This is a genomic window from Azospirillum sp. B510, from assembly GCF_000010725.1.
Taxonomy (GTDB): domain Bacteria; phylum Pseudomonadota; class Alphaproteobacteria; order Azospirillales; family Azospirillaceae; genus Azospirillum; species Azospirillum lipoferum_B.
The window spans coordinates 2,210,473-2,229,530 of the sequence record NC_013854.1 but is presented as its reverse complement, the minus strand read 5'-3'; the positions used below and the strand labels follow the sequence as shown (position 1 = coordinate 2,229,530).

Annotated in this window: 16 protein-coding genes; 7 read left to right on the top strand and 9 right to left on the bottom strand. The window is 70.0% G+C overall.

Annotated features, from left to right (window positions below; all coding sequences use genetic code 11):
- Window positions 1–2: 2 nt before the first annotated feature.
- A complete protein-coding gene (locus AZL_RS10320; protein ID WP_063828224.1) occupies window positions 3–947 on the bottom strand; it encodes a LysR family transcriptional regulator in 945 nt (314 codons plus the stop codon).
- Window positions 944–1,558: an NUDIX domain-containing protein gene (locus AZL_RS10315; RefSeq protein ID WP_042442953.1), complete on the bottom strand. Its 615-nt coding sequence runs from the start codon at window positions 1,556–1,558 to the stop codon at window positions 944–946. The genes AZL_RS10320 and AZL_RS10315 overlap by 4 nt, the downstream gene beginning before the upstream one ends.
- A 395-nt stretch (window positions 1,559–1,953) precedes the next feature.
- On the opposite strand from AZL_RS10315, the gene AZL_RS10310 reads away from it, so the two are divergent.
- Entirely contained in the window at window positions 1,954–4,461 is a 2,508-nt protein-coding gene (locus AZL_RS10310) for an HWE histidine kinase domain-containing protein (protein ID WP_012974565.1), read from the top strand.
- A gap of 66 nt (window positions 4,462–4,527) precedes the next feature.
- Here AZL_RS10310 and AZL_RS10305 read toward each other — a convergent pair whose 3' ends face one another.
- The 3 genes from AZL_RS10305 to AZL_RS10295 are packed head-to-tail and all read right to left on the bottom strand — an operon-like array spanning window position 4,528 to window position 7,142.
- Window positions 4,528–5,292 carry a TrmH family RNA methyltransferase gene (locus tag AZL_RS10305; protein ID WP_012974563.1) on the bottom strand — a complete coding sequence of 255 codons (765 nt, stop codon included), beginning with the start codon at window positions 5,290–5,292 and terminating at the stop codon, window positions 4,528–4,530.
- A 57-nt stretch (window positions 5,293–5,349) separates the two neighbouring features.
- On the bottom strand, window positions 5,350–5,952 hold the full coding sequence (locus AZL_RS10300; RefSeq protein WP_086935359.1) for a GNAT family N-acetyltransferase: 603 nt from the start codon (window positions 5,950–5,952) through the stop codon (window positions 5,350–5,352).
- On the bottom strand, window positions 5,949–7,142 hold the full coding sequence (locus tag AZL_RS10295; RefSeq protein ID WP_012974561.1) for a murein transglycosylase A: 1,194 nt from the start codon (window positions 7,140–7,142) through the stop codon (window positions 5,949–5,951). The genes AZL_RS10300 and AZL_RS10295 overlap by 4 nt, the downstream gene beginning before the upstream one ends.
- Before the next feature lie 337 nt (window positions 7,143–7,479).
- Between AZL_RS10295 and AZL_RS10290 the strand changes: the two genes are divergently transcribed.
- From AZL_RS10290 to AZL_RS10275, 4 genes are all read left to right on the top strand, one after another.
- Window positions 7,480–8,877, top strand: coding sequence for an RsmB/NOP family class I SAM-dependent RNA methyltransferase (locus AZL_RS10290; RefSeq protein ID WP_042442951.1), 1,398 nt, complete (start codon window positions 7,480–7,482; stop codon window positions 8,875–8,877).
- A 156-nt stretch (window positions 8,878–9,033) separates the two neighbouring features.
- Window positions 9,034–10,542: a leucyl aminopeptidase gene (locus AZL_RS10285; RefSeq protein ID WP_012974559.1), complete on the top strand. Its 1,509-nt coding sequence runs from the start codon at window positions 9,034–9,036 to the stop codon at window positions 10,540–10,542.
- A 22-nt stretch (window positions 10,543–10,564) separates the two neighbouring features.
- Entirely contained in the window at window positions 10,565–11,014 is a 450-nt protein-coding gene (locus AZL_RS10280; RefSeq protein ID WP_012974558.1) for a DNA polymerase III subunit chi, read from the top strand.
- 136 nt (window positions 11,015–11,150) lie between these two features.
- On the top strand, window positions 11,151–12,368 hold the full coding sequence (locus AZL_RS10275) for an ATP-binding response regulator (protein WP_042443724.1): 1,218 nt from the start codon (window positions 11,151–11,153) through the stop codon (window positions 12,366–12,368).
- Between the two features lie 28 nt (window positions 12,369–12,396).
- On the opposite strand, the gene AZL_RS10270 is transcribed toward AZL_RS10275, so the two are convergent.
- Window positions 12,397–13,164 (bottom strand): class II glutamine amidotransferase, encoded by a 768-nt coding sequence (locus AZL_RS10270; RefSeq protein WP_012974556.1) that lies wholly within the window; start codon window positions 13,162–13,164, stop codon window positions 12,397–12,399.
- 137 nt (window positions 13,165–13,301) lie between these two features.
- Window positions 13,302–14,366 (bottom strand): DUF2125 domain-containing protein, encoded by a 1,065-nt coding sequence (locus AZL_RS10265; protein ID WP_012974555.1) that lies wholly within the window; start codon window positions 14,364–14,366, stop codon window positions 13,302–13,304.
- Between the two features lie 120 nt (window positions 14,367–14,486).
- Here AZL_RS10265 and AZL_RS10260 point away from each other — a divergent pair, with 120 nt between their 5' ends.
- Together AZL_RS10260 and AZL_RS10255 are read left to right on the top strand one after the other, a co-directional pair.
- Window positions 14,487–15,092, top strand: a complete 606-nt coding sequence (locus tag AZL_RS10260; protein ID WP_012974554.1) for a gamma-glutamylcyclotransferase — start codon at window positions 14,487–14,489, stop codon at window positions 15,090–15,092.
- 63 nt (window positions 15,093–15,155) lie between these two features.
- Entirely contained in the window at window positions 15,156–17,150 is a 1,995-nt protein-coding gene (locus AZL_RS10255) for a M1 family metallopeptidase (protein ID WP_247894190.1), read from the top strand.
- Between the two features lie 49 nt (window positions 17,151–17,199).
- Here the strand turns inward: AZL_RS10255 and AZL_RS10250 are convergent, their stop codons facing one another.
- Together AZL_RS10250 and AZL_RS10245 are read right to left on the bottom strand one after the other, a co-directional pair.
- A complete protein-coding gene (locus tag AZL_RS10250; protein ID WP_012974552.1) occupies window positions 17,200–18,390 on the bottom strand; it encodes a CobW family GTP-binding protein in 1,191 nt (396 codons plus the stop codon).
- Window positions 18,360–18,830 (bottom strand): Fur family transcriptional regulator, encoded by a 471-nt coding sequence (locus AZL_RS10245; protein WP_012974551.1) that lies wholly within the window; start codon window positions 18,828–18,830, stop codon window positions 18,360–18,362. The genes AZL_RS10250 and AZL_RS10245 overlap by 31 nt, the downstream gene beginning before the upstream one ends.
- Window positions 18,831–19,058: the final 228 nt, after the last annotated feature.

Here is a 19,058-nt window from a genome sequence, read left to right as displayed (position 1 = left end):
GGTCACTCCCCCGCCAGCGCCTCGGCATGGCGGCGGAACAACCGCACCAGGGCATCGACCACCGCGGCCACGGCCGGCGCATCGCGCCGGTCGCGGTGGACCAGCAGATGGACATCCTCACATAGGGCGGCCGGCGGATCGATGACGCGGACCAGGGCCGGGTCGGCATCGCCGAGCACGCAGGGCAGCAGGGTCAGCCCGATGCCGCGGCGGACGGCGTCAAGCCGCATCGGCAATTCGCTGAGACGGGCGACGATCCGGGCGCCGCGCTCCCTTGCCGTGTCGTCCACCCATCCCGATTGCGATGGCCGCCGCCTGGTCTCGGGCAGCCCGACCACGGGGGCGCCGTTCCAGCGGCCCGACCAGTCGCCGCCCATCCCCCGTGCCGCATAGAGGGTGAAGCCGAATCGCCCGAGACGGCGGGTGACCAGATCGCCCTCGTCCGGCACCCGGTCCATCCGCAGGGCGATGTCGGCCTCCCGTTGGGCGAGGTTCAGGGCGCTGCGGGTGCTGAGAATGGTCAGGTCGGCCCCCGTCTCCGCCAGCAGATCGGACAGATGCAGGGTGAGGAAGGCGGAGACGGAGGTTGTCGCCGTCACCCGCACCGGCTGCGCCGTGGCGGCCAGCCGGTCGGCGCAACGGGCGAAGGCGGCGGCGGCGTCGCCCATGGCGGCGGCGTTGTCCAGGACGGCGCGGCCCAGCGCCGTCGGTTCCAGCCGGTTGGGCAGCCTGTCGAACAGCGGGCCGCCCAGCGCATCCTCCAGCCGTTTCAGCCGGCGGCCCAGGGTGGCCGGGCTCAGCCGCAGGCGCTGGGCGGCGGCGGTCAGGCTACCGCTCCGCGCCGTGGCCAGGAAGGCGCGGATGTCCTCCCAGTCCAGATCCCCGTCATCGATCATCCAGGCCCCGTCCGACAGCTCCGTTGCGGCGGGGCGGGCGGCCGCCGTCACCGCTCCAGCAACCCGTGGAGAGCGGCATGCTGCAACAGCATGATGGTCTTGCCGTCCAGGATCGCCCCGCTGGCGACCATGGCAAGGGCATCGGCGAAGGTCAACTCGACCACCTCGATATCCTCGCCCTCCTCGGCGACGCCGCCACCCTCCTTGCGGTCGGCGGCGCGGTATTCGGCGACGAAGAAGGCCAGCCGCTCCGTCACCGAACCGGGGCTCATGAAGGCGTCGAACACCCGGCGCGGCGCCTCCACGGTCACGCCCAGTTCCTCGGCCGCCTCGGCCCGGATCGCCTCCTCCGGGCTGCGGTCGTCGAGCAGGCCGGCGCACACCTCCAGCAGCGGTTCGGCATGGCCGTTGACATAGGCGGGAAACCGGAACTGCCGGGTCAGCAGCACGGTGTTGCGGGTCGGATCATACAGCAGCAGGGCGGCGCCATTGCCGCGGTCATAGGTCTCCCGGCTCAAGGTCTGCCAGCTGCCGTCGCGGCGGCGATAATCGAAGACGGTCTTCTTCAGTACATACCAGTCGTCGGACAGCAGCGTGACCTCGCGGATGCGGATGGGGGCGTCGTCAGCGCTGGCGACGGCGGCGGTGGAGGGGGGCGTCATGGCGGAACCCGCTTGTGTGGATGGAACGGCCGGCATCCTCCGTCATCGCGTCGTCCGGGGCAGCCCATCGGAATTGAAAGGGCGCCTTGCGGATTTGGAGGACCGCCGCCATTCCCGTGTCCAGCCGCTTATTTCGGATTGTGGGAGATTGATGGGAAAACACAGAATTTTTCGTGGAATCACAGGCTGGATGTTCAAAACATGTGCAAAAATGGTGCGATCTTATCCTAAGTTAAGTTAACCTGCCTTAATAAGAGTATAGTAATAGCCATTTTGGAGCGTTGCGATGATCGGATCCTCTCACTAAATTTCTGTCGAAATTCATTGGCAGAGCGTGGAAAACGCCGCCGGTTCAGCTTGCGCTTGAGGTCGCGTTTGTCCGAAGTCTTCACCCGATGACGGGTCCGGTTCCTTCGGGGTCAGTCGACCTCACCGATTGCGACCGTGAGCCCCTTCACCAGCTGGGTCATATCCAGCCGACCGGTTTCCTGATCGCCGTGACGGCCGATTGGATCATCGTCCATGTCTCCGCCAACAGCGGCGGCTGGCTGGGACAGGAACCGGACGGGCTGCTCGGCCATCCGCTGTCCCGCCTGTTCCGCGACGAGGCGTTGCACCTGATCCGGGGCCGTCTGCAAGTCGCCCACATCAATGGCGGCGTCGAGCGCGCCTTCGGCCTGCGGCTGTCCGATGCCGCGCCTGTCTGCGATGTGGCGGTGTATCTGTCCGGTTCGAGCATCGTGATCGAGGCGGAGCCCTGCGAGGACCAGGGATCGGCGGATTCGGGGGCGCTGCTGCGCTCGATGATTGCCCGGGTTCAGAGCGCGTCCGGCTTCGACGCCTTCTGCCGCGAGGCGGCGCGCCAGATGCGGGTGCTGACCGGGTTCGACCGGGTGATGGTCTACCGCTTCGCCGCCGACGGGGCGGGGGAGGTGATCGCGGAATCGGCGGTCCATGGCATCGGCAGCTTTCTCGGCCAGCGCTATCCGGCGTCGGACATTCCGCAGCAGGCCCGGCGCCTGTATGAGCGCAACTGGCTGCGCTGCATCGCCGATGTGGACGCGCCGCCGGTTCCGGTGATTCCGGCGCTGGATCCCCTCGGGCAGCCGCTGGACCTGTCGCTCAGCCTGCTGCGCAGCGTGTCGCCGATCCATGTCGAATATCTGCGCAACATGGGGGTCGGCGCCTCGCTGTCGGTGTCGATCCTGCGCCACGGCAAGCTGTGGGGCCTGTTCGCCTGCCACCACCGTCAGGCGCGCTCGCTGTCCTTCGAGCGGCGGACCACCGCCGAGCTGTTCGCCCAGATGGTCTCCCTGATGCTGGAAGGACGCGAGCGCGAGCAGGAAAGCCGGCAGGAGGCCCAAGCCCGCCGCACCCATGTCCGCATCATGTCGATGCTGGCCGACAGTGATTCTCCGCTGGACAGCCTGGTCACCGTCGCGACCGAGCTGCGGACGCTGATCGGTTGCGACGGTTTCGCCTGCCGCATCGACGACGAGCTGCATCTGGAGGGCGAGACCCCGACGGAGGAGGAGACGCGCGGCATCATGCGTTTCCTGCAACGGACGCCGCCCAGCACGGTCTATCTGACCGACGAGCTGGGGGCCGTCCATCCGCCGGCCCGCGCCTTCGCCGACCGGGCCTGCGGCCTGCTGGCGATTCCGGTGTCGCGCACGCCGCGCGATTATCTGGTCTTCTTCCGCAAGGAGCTGGTCCGCACCGTCACCTGGGGCGGCGATCCGACCAAGCCGGCGCGGCCCGGTCCCAACGGCGCGCGCCTGGCTCCGCGCAAGAGCTTCGAGGCCTGGAAGGAGACGGTGCGCGGCCGGTCCAAGCCCTGGACCGACCTGGACGAGCGCAACGCCGAATCCCTGCGGGTGACCCTGCTGGAGGTGGTGCTTCGGCTGGCCGACGTCGCCGGCCGCACCCGCCGGGAGGCGACCGAGCGGCAGGAGCTGCTGATCGCCGAACTGAACCACCGCGTCCGCAACATCCTTGGCCTCGTCCGCGCCCTGGTGCGGCAGAGCGAGAGCGGGGCGGAGACGTTGCAGCAGTTCGCCGCCATCGTCGCCGGCCGCATCGAGGCGCTGGCCCGCGCCCATGACCAGATCACCGCCGACAACTGGGGGCCGGCGTCGCTGCGCACCCTGATCGCGGCGGAGACCGGCGCCTATCTGTCGGCCGGCGGCGTGTCCGCCGGCGGTGAGCGGGTACGGCTGTCCGGGCCGGAGGTGCTGCTGGCGCCCCAGGCCTTTTCCGTCTTCGCGCTGGTGGTGCATGAGCTGACCACCAACTCGGCCAAATATGGCGCGCTCAGCGACGGCGGCGGCTGGGTCGAGGCCGGCTGGTCGATCGACGGGGACGGGCGGCTGGTGATCGACTGGCGGGAGAATGGCGGCCCGCCGGTCCAGGCGCCGTCGCGCATCGGGTTCGGCACCACGGTGATCGAGCGTTCGCTCCCCCATGATCTTCAGGGCGAGGCGGAGGTGAGCTATGCGCCGTCGGGTCTGCGGGCGCGCTTCATGATCCCGGCCCGCTACGTCACCGCCGCCGCCAGCCTGCCGGACGGCGGCCGGCGTGGCGCATCGCCGTCCGTGACCGACTTCTCCATCGGCGGCCCGGTGCTGTTGCTGGAGGACAACATGATCATCGCCATGGCGACTGAGGATGTGCTGCTGAGCCTCGACGCCAGCCGGGTCAACACCGCCGCCGGCGTCCGCCAGGCCCTGCGCCTGATCGACGAGGATCCGCCGGTCGTCGGTGTGCTGGAGTCAATCTCGGCAGCGAAACCTCGGCCCCGGTGGCCGAGCGGCTGCGCGAGCTGGGGATCCCCTTCGTGTTCGCCACCGGCTATGACGAATCCGCCGCGATGCCGGAGCGGTTCGCCGACGTGCCGGTGCTGAGGAAGCCCTACGGGTCGGATCAGGTGGCGCGGGTGCTGGCGTCGGTGATGGGGTAGGGGGGCGGCTCTACCGTCGCGCGGCCGCATAGCGCGCGAACAGCGCCACGCTGACCGCCACCGTGGCGTTGAGCGACTCCACGGCACCGGTGGTCGGCACCGACAGCCGCGCCGCCGGGCAGTCCGCCGGCACGCCCTGGCCCTCCTCGCCCAGGATCAGCCGCATGTCCGCCGGCCAGTCGAAGCGCGTCAGATCCGCGCCGCCGCCGTCCAGCGCATAGAGCGGTCCCGCCGCGTCATTCACCGCCGCCCAGCGCGGCCCGCGCAGCAGGGTCAGCGCGAACTGGGCGTTCGACGCCGCCCGCAGGCATTTGGGGTGGAAGGGATGCGCCGCCCCCTCCAGCAGCACGATGCGCGACACGCCGAAGCTGGCGGCGCTGCGCAGCAGGGCGCCGAGGTTGCTGGGATCGCCCAGCGCGCAGAGCAGTTCCAGCCCCTGGGGCGGCCGCGAGAGGTCGATGGCCGGCATCTTCGGCACCGCGCCGACCAGCAACGGAAAGCCGGTGCCCGACAGGTCGAGCGCGCGGAACAGGGCGGGGGCGAGTTGGACCGGCTCGACCCCCGGTGGCAGGCGCCAGCCCGCGACCTGGGCCGGGTCGGCGAACAGGATACGCTCGAACCGCTCGGGATGATGGCGCAGGGCCTCCGGCACCGTCTTCAGCCCGGCCAGCAGGAACTTGCCGTTCTTTTTCAGCCCCCGGCTTTCCAGCGCCGATTCCCACAGCTTGAACTGCGGGTTCTGCGGGCTTTCGATCAGCAGGGGCGGGCGGGTCATGGCGGCGGGCTTTCCGGCAAGGGGATGACCCTGCCTAGCACAGCGGCATCCCGAAAGTCAGGTGTTCAGGCGCCGGCCGAGGAACAGCAGCGGTCCGCGCTGGCAAGCGTCGGTGAAGCCGGCGCGCTGGTAGAACGCGACATTGCGGGCGAAGACGGCGGTCACCAGATGGACGCCGGGCAGGCCGTCGGCCCGGCAATCCCCGGCGAAGCGCTCGACCAGCCGCCGCCCCACCCTATGCTCCCGCCAGCCCGGCCGGACATTCACATGGAAATGGGCGGGATAGGCGGCGAAATGATCGGCGAAGACCTCGTATTTCGGGATGCGCCGCGCCAGTTCCACCGATCCGGCACTGTCCTTGCAGCCGGTGAGATAGCCGATGACCTGCCCGTCCGCCGCCAGCGCCAGCCAGATGTCCCGCGGCGCCTCCGCCACGAACCAGCCGGTCCAGGTGGCGAGGAAGCCGGCGCGGTCGGCTGCCGACGCGAACTCCGTCCGGGTGGTGGAGGCGAAGAAGATCTCCGCCAGCGCCGCCAGCGCCGCCGCGCGGCCGGGCAGGGCGGCATCGGCCGCCCGGTTATTATTGGGCAGGGCGGCATCGGCCGCCCCATGGTCCGGCAGCGCGGTCAGCCGTTCCAGCCGTAAGCCGTCCGCCGTCATTTCCGTTGCGCGGTCTCGACCGACAGGGTGCGGGGCGCCAGCATGGTGTAATGGCCGCGCGCCTTCATCACGCCGGCCCCTTCCTCCGCCTGCGGGCCATGGCCCCAGAACAGGTCGCCGCGTACCGGCCCCTTGATGGCGCCGCCGGTGTCCTGCGCCACCACCAGCCGGTTGATGGCGCCGCCGGGAACCGGGGCGTCGCGCACCTCCAGCCACAGCGGCACACCCAGCGGGATATGCTCGGCATCGACCGCTAGGCTGCGGCCGGGCGTCAGCTCCATGTTGCGGGCGCCGCGCGCGCCGACCTCGGGCTTGACCTTGAAGAAGACGTAGGAGGGGTTGAGGTTCATCACCCGCTGGGCCTCGGCCGGATGGTCCTTCAGCCAGCGCCGGATCGTCTGCAAGGACATCTGTTCCGGCGTGGCGTCGCCGATGTCGATGATATGGCGGCCGATCGGGTAATAGCTGTGACCGTTCTGGCCGGAATAATGGATGCCGACGACCGATCCGTCGGCCATGATCGCCCGGCCGGAACCCTGGATCTCCAGGAAGAAGGCGTCGATCGGGTCATCGACCCACATCAGTTCCAGCCCCTTGCCCTTCAGCGCGCCGGCTTCGATCCGGGCGCGGCTGGGCAGGCCGTTCTTGCCGCGCTGCGGCATGCGATAGAGCGGGACGGTGTAGCGCGCGCTCGGCGTCCAGCTGCCATGCAGCTCGATCTCGTAATAGCCGGTGAACAGGCCGGTCTCGCCGTTGCCGACGTCGCGCGGGGTGAAGAAGGTCTCGAAGAAGCGGCGGGCCGCCTCGCTGTCGCCGGGGGGCAGGTCGCGGGCGGCGGCGCAGATGGCGCGCCAGTCGTCGGTGGTGCCGGCGGTGCGCAGCGGCCCCAGCGGCTTGCCCGGCGGCTGGTTGCCCACCCAGCCGCAGGTGCGCTGCACCGCCGGGACCGCCTGGGCATGATCGTCGTCGATCCAGCCGGCGAGCCGGCGGAAATCGGGCGCCACCTGATCCCAGGTCGGGCGCTGGGCGGTCCGGCGTTGCCCGTCCACCGTCGGCGCGGTGCCGGCGCAGGCCGCAAGCGTCGCCAGCAGGCCGCCCATCATCGAAAGCCGCAGGCCCTTGACCCAGGCCCCGTCACGCGCACACGTCTTCCCCGCCGCAGCCGCCATCGCGCACTCCGCCACCAGCATTCGAATGTCCGTCTAAGACCCACAGGTCGTCCGGCCGCGCTGGCGGTCCGGTCACGATAAGGTCACAACACCCCATCGTTTGTGCCGGTGGTTACCTCGAGTCGTCAATCCCCAACCTGCACTTTCGACCGGGTCGCGGCCGCTTGTCACGGCGGACGCGGCATGGCTCGGCCGCGAGCGCGGCAGCCGCGCGGCGGCAAGGCGTGACAGCGGGCGGCAAACGCTGTATCGACAGCCGATACGCGAAGGACCGCCGAAAGCCCGCATCCCGCCCCGTGGAACCGGCGGGCGTCCGGTCCCGTTCGCCGCCATGAGACACCCCAAGGGACCAGACGCCATGACACCCGCCGCCCGCCTCCAGGCGGTCATCGATCTGCTGACCGAGATCGACGAGACCCCTCGCCCCGCCGACGCGGTGATGAGCGCCTATTTCCGCAACCGCCGCTACATCGGCTCGAAGGACCGCACCGCCATCGCCCAGATGGCCTATGCGATCCTGCGCCGCCATGCCCGGCTCGGCTGGTGGATCGAGCGCGGCGGCTACGAGCGTGCCACCCCGCGCGCCCGCGTCCTGGCCTATCTGCTGCTGGAGGAGAACCGCAACGCCGGCGTGGTGCTGGAGATGTTCAGCGGCGGCAAGTTCGCCCCGGCCCGCCTGACCGACGACGAGCTGGCGCTGGTCCGCGCGCTGGAAAGCCACACCATGGACCATCCCGAGATGCCGGAGACGGTGCGGGTGGAATGCCCGGACTGGGCCGAGGCGCCGATGCGCGCCTCGCTCGGCGACCGTTTCGGGGTGGAGATGGAGAAGCTGCTGGAGGCGGCGCCGCTCGACCTGCGCATCAACCCGCTGAAGGCCAACCAGCAGAGCGCGATCAAGGCGCTGGCCAAGGCGCAGATCACGGCGGAGGTGACGCGCTGGTCGCCGCTGGGTCTGCGGGTGAAGGGCCGCCCGCCGCTGGGCAGCGTCGATGCCTTCAAGGACGGTCTGGTCGAGATCCAGGATGAGGGCTCGCAGATGGTGGCGCTGGCCGTCGCGCCGAAGCCCGGCCATCAGGTGGTCGATTTCTGCGCCGGCGCCGGCGGCAAGACGCTGGCGGTCGCCGCCCTGATGAAGAACAAGGGCCGCGTCGTCGCCTGCGACGTGCTGGACAAGCGGCTGAAGCGCGCCGCCGAGCGCTTCCGCCGCGCCGGCCTGCACAACATCGAGGCCCACCCGCTGACCAGCGAGCGCGACCCCTGGGTGAAGCGCCACAAGCGCAAGTTCGACCGCGTTCTGGTCGACGCCCCCTGTTCCGGCACCGGTACCTGGCGCCGCAACCCGGATGCCCGCTGGCGCCAGCTCGGGCCGGGTCTGGAGCAGCTGCTGCCGCTTCAGGCCAATATCCTGGACAGTGCCGCGCGTCTGGTGAAGCCGGGCGGGCGGCTGATCTACGCCACCTGCTCCCTGCTGCATGACGAGAACGAGGCGCAGGTCGAGGCCTTCCTGCAAACCCACCATGACTTCATCGTCAAGCCCATCGCCGAGGTGTGGGCGGAGGAGGAGGCCGGTCCGCCGCCGGTCGAAGGCCCGTATCTGCGCCTGACCCCCGCCCGCCACGACACCGACGGCTTCTTCGCCGCCGTGCTGGAGCGCCGCGGCGAGGAGACGGTGGCTGAAGAGACCGTGCCCGATGTCGCGCTGGAGCAGGGCGAGGTCGATCCGGTCGAGCTGGGCAAGGCGATCGATGCGTGAGTTGAGGTCAGGTCCCTCTCCCGCGCCGGGAGAGGGCGATGATCGCCAACCTTCCCCACCCTTGACAGCCGGGGTGGCGCGCTCCTTATCGGTGGGGTAGGCTTTCCGCCTCCGATCTCATCCGGGCACATCCGCCCAATCCCTCAAGAGGACCAGATGAAGTTCTCCTTCGCCAAGCCGTCCCTGCCGTCCTCCGGCGTGCTCGCCGTGACCGTCGCCGCCGACCGCAGCCTCGGCCCGATCGGTCAGGAGCTGGACCAGAAGACCGGCGGCGCGCTGGCCCGCGCCATGGCCGCCGCCCGCTTCAACGGCAAGAAGGACGAGACGCTGACGCTGCTCGCCCCGGCCGGGACCGAGCTTGACCGTCTCCTGCTGGTCGGCATCGGCAAGGCCGCCGACCTGACCGATCTGGTCCTCCAGGGCGCCGGCGGCGCCATCGCCGTGGCGCTCGACAAGGCCGCCGACGAGGCGGCGCTGCTGGTCGAGCTGCCCGAGGGTGCCAGCCTGTCGCCGGCCGCCGCCGCCGCCGAGATCGCCTTCGGCGCGCAGTTGCGTGGCTACAAGTTCGACAAGTACCGCACCAACGACAGGAAGGCCGACAAGAAGGAGCCGAAGCCCAGCCTGCGCAAGCTGACGCTGCTGGTCGAGGAGGACGGCGCCGCCAAGTCGGCCTTCAAGAAGCTGGACACGCTGGCCGACGCCATCCGCTTCACCCGCGATCTGGTGTCGGAGCCGGCCAACGTCATCTATCCGGAAAGCCTGGCCGAGAAGACCAGGGAGCTGGAGCAGTTCGGCGTCGAGGTCGAGATCCTCGACCAGAAGAAGCTGAGAAAGCTCGGCATGGGCGCCCTGCTGGGCGTCGCCCAGGGCAGCGCCAACGAGCCGCGCGTCGTCGTCATGCGCTGGAACGGCAATCCCGAGGCCGAGGACAAGCGCCCGGTCGCCTTCATCGGCAAGGGCGTGACCTTCGACAGCGGCGGCATCTCGATCAAGGGTGCGGCCGGCATGGAGGACATGAAGTGGGACATGGGCGGCTCCGCCACCGTGATCGGCACCCTGTACGCGCTCGCCGCCCGCAAGGCCAAGGTGAACGCCGTCGGCATCGTCGGTCTGGTGGAGAACATGCCGTCCGGCACGGCGCAGCGTCCGGGTGACATCGTCACCTCCGCCTCGGGCCAGACCATCGAGGTCATCAACACCGACGCCGAGGGCCGTCTGGTGCTGGCCGATTGCCTGTGGTACGCGCAGGACGCCTACAAGCCCAAGCTGATGATCGACCTCGCCACCCTGACCGGCGCCATCATCGTGGCGCTCGGCCATGAGCATGCCGGCCTGTTCGCCAATGACGACGACCTCGCCATGAACCTGACGGCCGCCGGCCTGAAGGTCGGCCAGCCGCTGTGGCGCCTGCCGCTGGGCGACGCCTATGACAAGGAGATCGAATCGCCGGCCGCCGACATGAAGAACACCGGGTCGGGCGGCGGCGCCGGCAGCATCGTCGGCGCGCAGTTCCTGAAGCGCTTCGTCAACGACGTGCCGTGGGCGCACATCGATATCGCCGGCGTCGCCTGGGCCAAGAAGGACGGCGCCACGGTTCCGAAGGGGGCGTCGGCCTTCGGCGTGCGCCTGCTCGACCGCTTCGTGGCCGAACACCACGAGGCTTGATGGTTCGGGGCGTGAAGGAGCCATGACCGAAGTCCGCTTCTACCACCTGCAACGGCGCACGATGGAGCAGGCGCTGCCCAAGATCCTGGAGAAGGTTCTTGAGCGGAACTGGCGCGCCGTCGTGCTGGCCGGCTCGCCGGAGCGGGTGGACATGCTGAACCAGCATCTGTGGACCTACGATCCCGGCTCCTTCCTGCCGCACGGGGCGGCGCGCGACGGCTTCGCCGAGCGCCAGCCGGTGTGGCTGACCGATGCCGACGAGAACCCCAACGGCGCCACCGTGCTGGTCACGGTGGACGGTTGCGTCAGCGACCGGATGGACGGGTACGCGCTGGTCTGCGACCTGTTCGACGGCAACGACGACGAGGCGGTGCTGGCCGCCCGCCAGCGCTGGAAGGCGTGCAAGGCGGCCGGGCACAGCCTGACCTATTGGCAGCAGACCGACCGCGGCGGCTGGGAAAAGCGGGCCTGACCGGCGGCGCATCCCAAGCCCTTGCCGTGTCACGATTTATCGGTCCGATCAGTTCCCTGTTCATTTCCATTGCATTCTATCCATTCGGGGCTGAATCTATTCGTCCGCGCGGATGGTCCGAAGGTGCATGGTCCCGATGAACAGGAGCCAGATCGACCCGGTGCTCGCCCAGCAGGTGAAGGACGCCAGCATCCTGATCGTGGACGACAACCCGTCCAACGTCGAACTGCTGCGGGAAATCCTGAGCCATGACGGCTACAGCCGGGTGCGCGGCGAGACCGACCCGCGCAAGGTGCCGGACCTCTGCGCGGCGGAACCGTTCGACCTGCTGCTGATCGACATCCGCATGCCGCACATGAGCGGCTTCGACCTGATGGAGCGGCTGAAGCCGGTTCTCGGCGACGATTACGTGCCGGTCCTGGTGCTGACCGCCCAGACCGACCAGGAGACCCGGCGCAAATCGCTGGAGCTGGGCGCCAACGACTTCCTGACCAAGCCGTTCATCGCCTGGGAACTGCTGCATCGCGTCCGCAACATGGTGGAGATCCGCAAGCTCTACCGCCGCGCCGCCGAACAGAACCGGGAGCTTGAATGCCGGGTGTCGGCGCGCACCGCCGAACTGTCGGACGCGCTGGAGGCGGCGCGCAAGGCCGACCGCGCCAAGCTGGATTTCCTGGCGGTGATGAGCCACGAGCTGCGCACGCCGCTGAACTCCATCATCGGCTTCGCCGACGTGCTGGCGGGCGAGGGGATGGGCAAGCTGGGCCACCCCGATTACCTGGAATATGTGAAGCTGATCGAGGAAAGCGGCCGCTCGCTGCTGACCATGGTCAACAACATCCTGGACTATACGCGGGGATCCACCGGCTCGATCGAGATCCAGGACAGCGACGTCAACATCCCCCAGCTGCTGACCGGCTGCGCCGACATGCTGGCGCCGAAGGCGGCGGGGAAAGGGCTGGCGCTGGCCGTCCGTCCCTGTCCGGCCTTCCGGATGCGCGTCGATCGCCGCCGCCTGCGCGAGATGGTGCTGAACCTGCTGGACAACGCGGTCAAATTCACCCAGCCCGGCGGCACCGTCACGGTGGCGGTGGAGGATCGCGGCGCCTTCGTCGGCCTGACCGTGCGCGACGACGGCCCCGGCATTCCCGGCGACCTGATGGGGCGCATCTTCAACCCCTTCACCCAGGCCGAACATTCGCTGGTCCGCCGGCATGAGGGGGTCGGGCTCGGGCTGCCCATCGTCCGCCGTTTCGCCGAACTGCATGGCGGCGGGGTGGAGCTGGACAGCGCGCCGGGGCGCGGAACGATGGTGACGATCCTGCTGCCGAAGGAGCGGTTGCTGGAGGTGTGAGGGGCGCGGCGATCGCCGCGATTCTCCCTCAGTGGAAGGTGAACATCTCCGGCGCGGCGCCAACGCGCGCCACCAGCCCGCCGCTCGGCGGCACCGGGCGCCACTGGTCGCGCTGGGCGTCCACCGGTTCCGACACCACCGTCAGGCCGTTGTCGCCAAGGCGCCAGTAGAGGCTCGGCGGCCTGTCGTCCGACGCCCAGCGCACCGCCCACACCCGGTCACCGTCGGTCCAGGTGGCGGTGAAGCGCAGCGGTGCCGTGATGTCCAGCGCCCGCATCTCGTCGCGGATGGCATGCAGCACGCGCCGGAAGGCGCCGACCGAGTCACGCTCCAGCCCCTGGCCCAGCGCCGCGAGGAAGATCGCCTCGCTGTCGGTGGTTCCGGTGCGGGTGCTGTAGAGGTCGTCCGGGATCATCGCCTCGACAGGGCGGCGCAGGCGCGGCCAGTCGCCGACCTGCCCGTTGTGCATGAACAGGAAGCGGCCGGCCTTGAACGGATGGCAGTTGGCCCGGCTCACCGCCGTGCCGGTGGCCGCCCGCACATGGGCGAAGAACAGGCGGGAGCGGACATGGCTGCAAATCGATTGCAGGTTCTCGTCCGACCAGGCCGGGCGGATCTCGCAATAGCGGCCGGGTTCGGTCCGCTCGCTGTACCAGCCGACGCCGAAACCGTCACCGTTGGTTTCCGTCTTCGCCTCTTCGGCGTGCATCGACTGTTCGATCAGGGAATGGCAAGGCGTACAGACCAGCGTTTCCAGGAACACAGGCTCGCCGCAATAGGCAAGAAACCGACACATCGACCGACGCACCATGGCAGCCGCGACAGGGACTGCGTCAATTTGACCCTATGCCCCGTGTGAAACAAGAGGTCGCGGTCACAGAACAGTCATGCGGCCGGTCGAGTGTTGCATTTCCGCCGGCCTTGCCCTTTTCGTCACCAGACGAGCTTGGGCAGGGCGGCGACACGCAGCGGGCCGACGAACAGGGAGCGGTCCTGCACCGTCACCGGAGCGGTGACCACCGGTTCGCCGTTGGGGCCGGTCGGACGGGCCAGCATGGTCAGGACGGTCTTGGCGATGGCGGCTTCGTTCGGCCGCATCATCGGCTTCATCGCGTCGAGAACGGCGGGGGCGCCGCGGATCTCGGCGGTCAGCGCCGCCTGCGGCTGCAATTGGGCGTCCAGCGCCAGCGTGCCCGACATCACCGCCCCCAGCGGTCCCCAGTCGAGCGCCAGCCGGTCGACCTTCACCGTGCCGCCGTTGCGGCTCCAGGCCGACAGGCTGGCCGGCTCCGGCCGGGGCGGGTTTCCCATGACGCGCAGGGTCAGTTCGGTCCGCTTGACCTCGCGCCCCAGGGAGGGCGGCATGCCGTCGGGCAGGGTCAGCCCGTCGGCGGTCAGGGTCAGGGTCAGTCCGGCGGCGCCGCGTTCGGCCGGCGGCTGGTCCGGCTGGGCGGCGCCGACATCCAGTGCCGCGACCGGCATCGTCTGCCCGGCGACCTGCGCGGTCAGGCCGGTGAAGCGCAGGGCGAGCCGTTCCAGCGTGCCCGACATCCGCATGGTGACGTCGCCGCCGCCGCCCTGCGGCGCCAGGATGTCGATCGGCGGCTGGCCCGGCTGCGCCACCGACAGGCGCTGTTCGCCCGGCAGGGACAGCAGGATGTGGCCGGGGGTCCAGGGAGCCGCCTCCGCCACCAGACGCGCGCCCCGCCATTCGGCGCCGCGCGTCGCCAGATGGGGCGCCGCCATCTCGGCCCGCAAGGTGAAGGGGAAGCCGCCGACCGTCAGTCCGCCATGCTCCACCACGGCGCCGTTGGCGCGCTGGTCGGCGACCCAGCCTTCCACCCCCTGCCGCACGGTGCGGGCGGCCTGCCACCACCATAGCGAATAGGCGATGGCCGGCAGCAGCAGGACCATCAGCACCAGGATGCTGGCGATCCGGCGCCCGGTCAGCAGGCGGCGCGGTGCGGAGGCTGTCGGGGTGGGGTGCATCGGTGGCATGTCCGTTCCATCTCCGTCCCCTTATAGCGGCCCCGGACCCCGCATGCTAGGTTTCGGCTTCATCGATTCGGTTCCGCTGTTTCCCGACATTTCCTTCCAGCGCCCCCTTCCGCGACCCAAATGGCCCCCGACTCACCGCTTCCGCCCGCCGCCTGGATCGACGACATCGCCATCGAACCCGGTGCCGATCTCTGGGTCTTCGGCTATGGCTCGCTGATGTGGGATCCCGGTTTCCCCTATGTGGAGCGCCTTGGGGCGACCCTGCCGGGATACCACCGCAGCTTCTGCGTCGCCTCGCACCGCTACCGGGGGACGCCGGAGCGGCCGGGGCTGGTGCTGGGGCTCGACCGGGGCGGGGCCTGCCGGGGGCTGGTCTTCCGGGTCGCCGCGGCGGACGTGCCGTCGGCGCTCGACTATCTGTGGGACCGGGAGATGGTCAACCGGGTCTATCGGCCGAGGATGCTGCGCGTCCGGCTGCGCGACGGCCGGTCCGAGGGTGGATTGGACAATGTGCGCGCCTGCTGTTTCATCGTCGACCGTGACCACCCGCAATATTGCCCCGGCCTGGACGAGTCGGCGGTCGTCTGCCGCATCGCCGGTTGTCGCGGTCAGCGCGGCCCGAATATCGAATATCTCGCCAACACGGTCCGCCATCTGGAGGATCTGGGGATTCACGATGCCCGACTGTCGAAGCTCTATGAGCGGGTGCGCGGCCATCCGGGCTGAGGACCGCCCGGCCCGGCGCCCAATCGGGGGCGCATGATGACTCTGCGGAGCCGGATCCGGATCATGACCGTGGCGGGGGCGATGCTGGTGCTGGGGCTGGCAGGTCAGGCCGGAGCGGCATCGCCGCATCACGACATCGACCTGACGCTCGATCCCGCCACCGGGCGGATCGAGGCGGTGGACCGGCTGACGTTGCCGGCCGCTGTCCGGTCGTTGCGGCTGGACCCGGCGCTGACGCTGGAGGAACTGCGCGTCGGCGACCGCGACATTCCGGTCGAGCGGCGCGGCGACAGGCTGCGACTGGTGGCACCGGAGGCGGCCGGGCCGCTGACCGTCCGCTACGCCGGCCGGCTGCCGGGCTTTTCCGCCGGTGCCGGGCTTGCCCTGGACGCGGAGGGCGCCTTTCTGCCGGGGGATGCCGGCTGGCTGCCCGATCCGGACACCGATCCCGACACCGATCCCAACATGGCCGATGAGGAGCCGCCGAGTTGGCGCCTGTCGGTACGGGTGCCGGCACCCTACATCGCCGTCGCCACCGGCCGGCTGGTGGAGGAGGGGCGCGATGACGTCGGCTACCGCGCCGTGTTCGAGGAGAACCGGGGCGTCGAGGAGCCGTCGGTCTTCGCCGGCCCCTGGATCGTCGACGAAAGACGGACGGGGAGCCTGCGCCTGCGGTTCTACCGCCATCCCGAACAGGCCGGGCTGGCCGACGACTATCTCCGCCTGTCGGAGCAGGCGATCGCCGCCGGCTCCGCCCGCATCGGCGCCTATCCTTTCGATGGCTTCAGCATCGTCTCGGTTCCGCCGCCGGTGGGGCTGGGATTTCCCGGCCTGACCGCCATCGGCCGCGCCGTCCTGCCGCTGCCCTTCATCCGGGGCCAGTCGCTGACCCACGAGATCATGCACAATTGGTGGGGCAATGGCGTGCGGGTTGGCGAGGGCGGCAACTGGGCGGAAGGGCTGACCACCTACATGGCCGATTACGCCGCCGCCGGGGCGCGTGGCACCGACGCGGCGCGGTCGATGCGGCTGGACTGGCTGCGCGACTATGCCGCCCTGCCGGCGGACCGCGACCGTCCGCTGACGGAGTTCCTGTCCAGGACGCATGACGCCTCGCAGATCGTCGGCTATGGCAAGGCGGCGATGCTGTTCCACATGCTGGAGGCGGAGATCGGGCGCGACGCCTTCGACGCCGGCATCCGGCGCTTCTGGAAGGCGCATGCCCTCCGCGCCGCCGGCTGGTCCGAGTTGCGCCATGCCTTCGAAGCCGCATCCGGCCGTGACCTGGGTGGCTTCTTCGCCCAGTGGCGTGAGCGGCACGGGGCGCCGCTGCTGGCGCTGCTGGATGCCCGTGCCGACGGCGATGGCGATGGTGGCGGCTTGCGGCTGACCCTGCGCCAGGAGGGCGACGCGCCCTATGCCCTGAGAGTGCCGGTGCGGCTGGAGACGGCGACCGGGGTGGAGGAGCGGGTTGTCCGTTTCGACAGCGGACAGGCGACGCTGCGCGTGCCGGTGTCGTCGGTGGCGTCGGTGCTGGCGGTCTCGGTCGATCCCGATTTCGACCTGTTCCGCCGGCTGGCGCCGGGGGAGGCGCCGCCGATCCTGCGTGACGTCACGCTCACCCCCGGCGCCGAACGGGTGATCGCCGCCGATGGCGAGGCGGCGGACGCGGCGCGGGCGCTGGCCGGCAGGCTGATGGACGGGGCCCCGCGCGATGGTGGCGGCAATGGCGGCGGCAATGGCGGCGGTGGAAGCTTTCCCCTTCTGCTGGTCGGGACCGATGCGCTGGTGTCGCGCGAACTGTCGGTGCGCGGGCTGCCGCCGGCGCCGGACGAGGTGGCCGGGCGCGGCAGCGCGCGGGCCTGGGTGTCGCGCACGGCGGATGGTCGGGCGGTGCTGGTGGTGTCGGGGGCCGACGCCGAGGCGTTGCGGGCGCTGCTGCGGCCGCTGCCGCATTACGGGCGGCAGAGCTGGCTGGTCTTCGACGGGGCCAAGGCGGTGGAACGCGGGCTGTGGCCGGTGGGCGACAGTCCGCTGCGGCGGGTGGTGGAGCGGTGAGGGGAGTGGGGAGCATCCGGCGATCATGGACGCTCCCCACCCCAGCCGGTCACTCGTCGGTTCTGCCCTCTCCCCAGACCAGATTGTTGAACAGCGGCTCGATCACCGGCTGGCCGACGTCGCGGGTGATGAAGACCAGCTTGGTGCGGTGGTCGTCGCTCGGCCAATCCTCCAGCCGCACCGGGGGGTGGAACATGTGCTGCACGCCATGGACGACCACCGGCAGCTCGCTTTCCTGAACGTTCAGCAGCCCCTTGACGCGCAGCAGGTTCTCGCCGGCCTGGGCGATCAGCGCCTCCATGAAGTCGACGAAGCCGTTCCAGGGAACCGGCCGGTCCATCACCATGCAGAAGGCGCGGATATGGTCGTCATGGCGGTTGGCGTCATGGTGGAGATGATCATGGCCGCAGTCGGGACCGCAATGGTCGCCATGCTCATGGTGGTGGTCATGCCCATGGTCGTGATCATGATGGCCGTGGTCATGATGGTCATGGCCGTGATGATCATGCCGCTCATGCGCCTTGGCCTGCTCGTCGCGATAGGCCTCCTCGCGCAGCCAGCGGACGACGTCCGGGCTCTTGGTTTCCGGGTTGTACAGCCCGGCGTCGAACAGCCCGGCCGGATCGACCTCGCCATGGGCGGCGGGGAGGATGGGGGCGGCCGGGTTGATGGTGGCGAGGCGCTGCATCAGGGCCGCCGTCGCCGCCGGGGTGGCGACGTCGGTCTTGGTCAGGACGATGCGGTCGGCGACGGCGGCCTGCTTGACGCTCTCCGGCTGGCGGTCGAGCTGGAGCGAGCCGTGCGCCGCGTCCACCGTGGCGATGACGCCGTCCAGGCGGAAGCGGGCGGCCAGCAGCGGGTCCGACATCAGGGTGTGGATGATCGGGGCGGGGTCGGCCAGCCCGGTCGTCTCCACCACCACCCGGTCGAAATCGGGGATTTCCCCCTTCACCCGCTTCAGGAACAGGTCGCGCAGCGTGTCGACCAGATCGCCGCGGATGGTGCAGCACAGGCAGCCGCTATCCATCAGCACCATGTTCTCCGACGCCTTGGCGACCAGCAGATGGTCCAGCCCGACCTCGCCGAACTCGTTGATGACGATGGCGGTGCGGGCCATGGCCGGGTTGCGCAGCAGCGCCTGTAGCAGCGTGGTCTTGCCGCTGCCGAGGAAGCCGGTCAGCACCGACACGGGTAGACGGGCGGGAGCGCTCAACGGGGTTTCTCCTGACAGGATTTGCACAGGCCGCGCACCTCGACGGTGGGGCGCTGGACACGGAAGCCGCGTCCGGCCGCCGCCGTGGCGATGGCGGCGCCGACGCCGGGATCGTCGATCTCGGCGGCGTCGCCGCAAGCCTCGCACACCAGGAACTGTCCGGAATGGACATCCCCGGGAGCGGCGCAGCCGACATAGGCGTTCAGCGATTCGATGCGGTGGACCAGCCCCTGTTCGACCAGGAATTCCAGCGCGCGGTAGACGGTCAGCGGCGCCGCCGCCTTACCGTCCCGCTGGCTCAGATCCTCCAGGATCGCGTAGGCGCCGCGCGGGCGGTGGCTGGACCACACCAGCTCCAGCACGCGGCGGCGCAGCGCGGTCAGCCGGGCGCCGCGCTCGGCGCACAGCGCGTCGGCACGGGTCAGGGCATCGGCGATGCAGTGGGTATGGTCGTGAAGCGCGGACATGGATGTTACTTTATAACATCCGGTTGCCCGGTGCAACCGTGCCGCGATGCCGATGCGACGCGACGCCGGAACATGGAAAGGGCGGCCCCGGATGGACCGGAGCCGCCTTGCCAAGTGGCGATTGTTCTTCTTGGGGTCGGGCTTTTCCAAACCTGGACATGTGCCGACGGCGGGGGAGCGGTCGGTGTCCTTGCCGTACTGACCCGAGAGGCTGGACGAGGCAGGAGG

What these genes read in the sequence shown, in the direction of transcription:
- AZL_RS10315 (WP_042442953.1), bottom strand. Translation starts at nt 1,558, where the DNA reads ATGACGCCCCCCTCCACCGCCGCCGTCGCCAGCGCTGACGACGCCCCC.
- AZL_RS10310 (WP_012974565.1), top strand. Translation starts at nt 1,954, where the DNA reads ATGACGGGTCCGGTTCCTTCGGGGTCAGTCGACCTCACCGATTGCGAC.
- AZL_RS10305 (WP_012974563.1), bottom strand. Translation starts at nt 5,292, where the DNA reads ATGACCCGCCCGCCCCTGCTGATCGAAAGCCCGCAGAACCCGCAGTTC.
- AZL_RS10300 (WP_086935359.1), bottom strand. Translation starts at nt 5,952, where the DNA reads ATGACGGCGGACGGCTTACGGCTGGAACGGCTGACCGCGCTGCCGGAC.
- AZL_RS10295 (WP_012974561.1), bottom strand. Translation starts at nt 7,142, where the DNA reads ATGCTGGTGGCGGAGTGCGCGATGGCGGCTGCGGCGGGGAAGACGTGT.
- AZL_RS10290 (WP_042442951.1), top strand. Translation starts at nt 7,480, where the DNA reads ATGACACCCGCCGCCCGCCTCCAGGCGGTCATCGATCTGCTGACCGAG.
- AZL_RS10285 (WP_012974559.1), top strand. Translation starts at nt 9,034, where the DNA reads ATGAAGTTCTCCTTCGCCAAGCCGTCCCTGCCGTCCTCCGGCGTGCTC.
- AZL_RS10280 (WP_012974558.1), top strand. Translation starts at nt 10,565, where the DNA reads ATGACCGAAGTCCGCTTCTACCACCTGCAACGGCGCACGATGGAGCAG.
- AZL_RS10275 (WP_042443724.1), top strand. Translation starts at nt 11,151, where the DNA reads ATGAACAGGAGCCAGATCGACCCGGTGCTCGCCCAGCAGGTGAAGGAC.
- AZL_RS10270 (WP_012974556.1), bottom strand. Translation starts at nt 13,164, where the DNA reads ATGTGTCGGTTTCTTGCCTATTGCGGCGAGCCTGTGTTCCTGGAAACG.
- AZL_RS10265 (WP_012974555.1), bottom strand. Translation starts at nt 14,366, where the DNA reads ATGCCACCGATGCACCCCACCCCGACAGCCTCCGCACCGCGCCGCCTG.
- AZL_RS10260 (WP_012974554.1), top strand. Translation starts at nt 14,487, where the DNA reads ATGGCCCCCGACTCACCGCTTCCGCCCGCCGCCTGGATCGACGACATC.
- AZL_RS10255 (WP_247894190.1), top strand. Translation starts at nt 15,156, where the DNA reads ATGACCGTGGCGGGGGCGATGCTGGTGCTGGGGCTGGCAGGTCAGGCC.
- AZL_RS10245 (WP_012974551.1), bottom strand. Translation starts at nt 18,830, where the DNA reads ATGTCCGCGCTTCACGACCATACCCACTGCATCGCCGATGCCCTGACC.